This window comes from Polaromonas sp. (assembly GCF_018780625.1).
Taxonomy (GTDB): Bacteria; Pseudomonadota; Gammaproteobacteria; order Burkholderiales; family Burkholderiaceae_C; genus Polaromonas.
This window is the reverse complement of the sequence record NZ_JADMJK010000163.1, coordinates 1-2555: the sequence shown is the minus strand read 5'-3', so window position 1 is coordinate 2555 and position 2555 is coordinate 1. Positions and strand designations below refer to the sequence as shown.

The window sequence follows — 2555 nt, the reverse complement described above, 5'->3', positions numbered from 1 at the left end:
ACCACCGAGGCCGTGGTGCCCTGCCCCAGGCTTTCGGTGTTGGGCTTGACGCGCAAGCCGTAGTGGCAGCCCACCAGCGCAATCAGCACGCCAAACACCACTGACTTGGCGGTGGCCAGCGTCAGGTTGGCCACATCCACCGCGGCCGGCAGCTGCTGGATGAAATAGGAAGAGGTGATGTCCATGGAAATATCGGCCGCCAGCATGCCGCCCAGCAAGGCTGCGATCGTCGTCCAGACGCTGATCAGCGGCATTACCACGGCCAGCGCCAGCGCGCGCGGCATCACCAGCCGAAAGCCCTGCGCAATGCCCATGACGCGCATGGCGTCGAGCTCTTCGGTCACGCGCATCACGCCAATCTGCGCCGTGATGGCCGAGCCGGAACGCCCGGCAATCAAAATCGCGGCCAGCACGGGGCCCAGCTCGCGTATCAGTGAAATGCCCAGAATGTTGACGATGAAGGCGTCGGCCCCGAACTTGCGCAGCTGCTGCGAAATCAGGTAGGCCAGCACCACGCCGATCAGGAAGCCCACCAGCGCCGTGATGGGCAGCGCCGTGGCCCCGATGTGGTACAGGTGGCCCGACAGGTCGCGCCAGGGGGCCTGGTGCGGGCGCCGGATCAGCCGCCCGATGTCTAGCAGCAACTGGCCCACCAGTTGCACCAGGGCCTTGCCATGGTCCAGCAGGCCCAGCAACCGGCGGCCCAGCAGCAGCAGCGGCGCGCGCCAGTCGGGCGGGCGCACTTTCGGCGGGCTCACGGCGAACTGGGCCACGGTTTCCAGCATTTCCCGCTGGTGGGGCTCGATCTGCAAGCTGGCCGGCCAGTCGCGGCCCCAGTGGTTCCACAGCACCTGGGCGCCCAAGTAGTCGAGTTTTTCGATCGGGCCCAAGTCCCACTGCACCTGGCGGTCCTGCCCTTGCAGGCTGGCCAGCTGCGCCGTCAGCGCGTCCCAAGCCAACTTGCCCGTGAGGTCAGCGGCCGTCCACGCACCGCGCACCAGCAGGCGCTTGCCGTCCGGCGTGTCCTGCTGTTCGATGCGGGGCGTAGCGTCTTGCATGGGCATTGTCGAGCGGGCACCAGATAAAAATGTGATGGTAACCGCTGACAACCGACCGTGCGGCCCGCCCGGGGATCCATCGGCCCTGTCCCACAAGGAGTAGCGCGCTGGCTGGCAGGCTGATCATCGCCAGGCTTGCGCCAGCGCGCCCCAGGCGCTGGCCACCACGGGTTCGGTGACCCGGGACTTCAGGCAGATGAAGCTCAGCACGCACTCCAGGCTGACCCGGTCTGCCACCACCAAGCCATGCGCCTGGCTTTCGCGAATGGCAATCGAGTCGCGCGCCAGGCTCAGGCCGACCCCGGACTTCACCAGGTCCAGCATCGACGCCTCATGGTCCACCAGCGCGACGCGGCGCGGCTCCAGGCCGGTCAGCGAGCCTTGGCCAAACACCTGGGCCAGCAGCCGGTGGTGCGCGCTGGCGGGCGGCGTGGCCAGCCAGGGCAATGCCGCCAGCGCTTTCCAGTCGCGGCCCTGCACCTGCGGACCCCAGCCGGCGGGCGCAATCACCAGGTAGGTAAAGCGCGTCAGCTCCCTGACTTCAAAATCCATAGCAGTTTGTGCCCGTCCATCCTTGGGAAACACCCGATTTTCTTCATTTTTGTCGGGCCAGCCCAGATAAAAGCCCACCTCCAGATCCCCCCGCATGATCTGCGCCAGCACGTCACCGCTCATGCCCTGGCGCAGCTCGGTGTCGATCTGCGGCGCGGCTTCCACCAGCTCTTTCAGGAAAGCACCGAGCCGGGTGAACGCGGGGTCCAGGATGGTGCCTATGCGCAGCGTGCCGCGCACGGTGCTGTGCAGGCCCTGCGCCGCCTGTGCAAAATCGGCCAGCGCCGCCAGCGCTTTTTCTGCTTGCGGCAGCAGCGCCGCGCCGTCGCGCGTCAGCGTCAGGCCCTGCGGCGTGCGGGTGAACAGCGTCAGGCCGGTGTTGGCGGCCAGTCCCTTGAGCTGCAGGCTGACGGCGGGCTGGCTCAGATGCAGGCGCTCGGCCGCACGCGATACATTGCCCTGACGCGCCACGGCGACAAAGGCGCGCAAGGTTTGCGGATCAAAGTTCAAACTCATATTTGCAAAACTTATAACGCTATTTTGATGAAATCATTGGTAATCATCCTGCATTTTGCCGACACTTGGCGCATTCAAGGAGACATCTCGTTATGAGCACAGCAAATAGTTATCCCTGCCATGGCCGCCGCGAGGTCACGCCGTGAGCGCGCCCGCCTTCGACTACATCATCATCGGCGCCGGCACCGCCGGCTGCCTGCTGGCCAACCGCCTGAGCGCCGACGCGTCCAAACGCGTGCTGCTGATCGAGGCCGGCCGCAAGGACGACTACCACTGGATCCACATTCCGGTGGGTTACCTGCACTGCATCGGCAACCCGCGCACCGACTGGCTCTACAACACCGAGCCCGACGCGGGCCTGAACGGCCGGGCGCTGCGCTACCCGCGCGGCAAAACACTGGGCGGCTGCTCCAGCATCAACGGCATGAT

General features: G+C 66.1%; 3 protein-coding genes. 1 reads left to right on the top strand and 2 read right to left on the bottom strand.

All coding sequences use genetic code 11. The features are described from left to right. Positions 1-1058, bottom strand: a 1058-nt coding sequence (locus IV091_RS13250) for an ABC transporter permease (protein WP_293469476.1), incomplete at its 3' end; no start/stop codon positions are given. 123 nt (positions 1059-1181) lie between these two features. Beyond that, complete coding sequence (locus IV091_RS13245) at positions 1182-2126, bottom strand: LysR family transcriptional regulator (RefSeq protein ID WP_293469474.1); 945 nt, start codon at positions 2124-2126, stop codon at positions 1182-1184. A gap of 142 nt (positions 2127-2268) precedes the next feature. Here IV091_RS13245 and IV091_RS13240 point away from each other — a divergent pair. Then, on the top strand, positions 2269-2555 hold a 287-nt coding region (locus IV091_RS13240), incomplete at its 3' end, for a GMC family oxidoreductase N-terminal domain-containing protein (protein WP_293469472.1).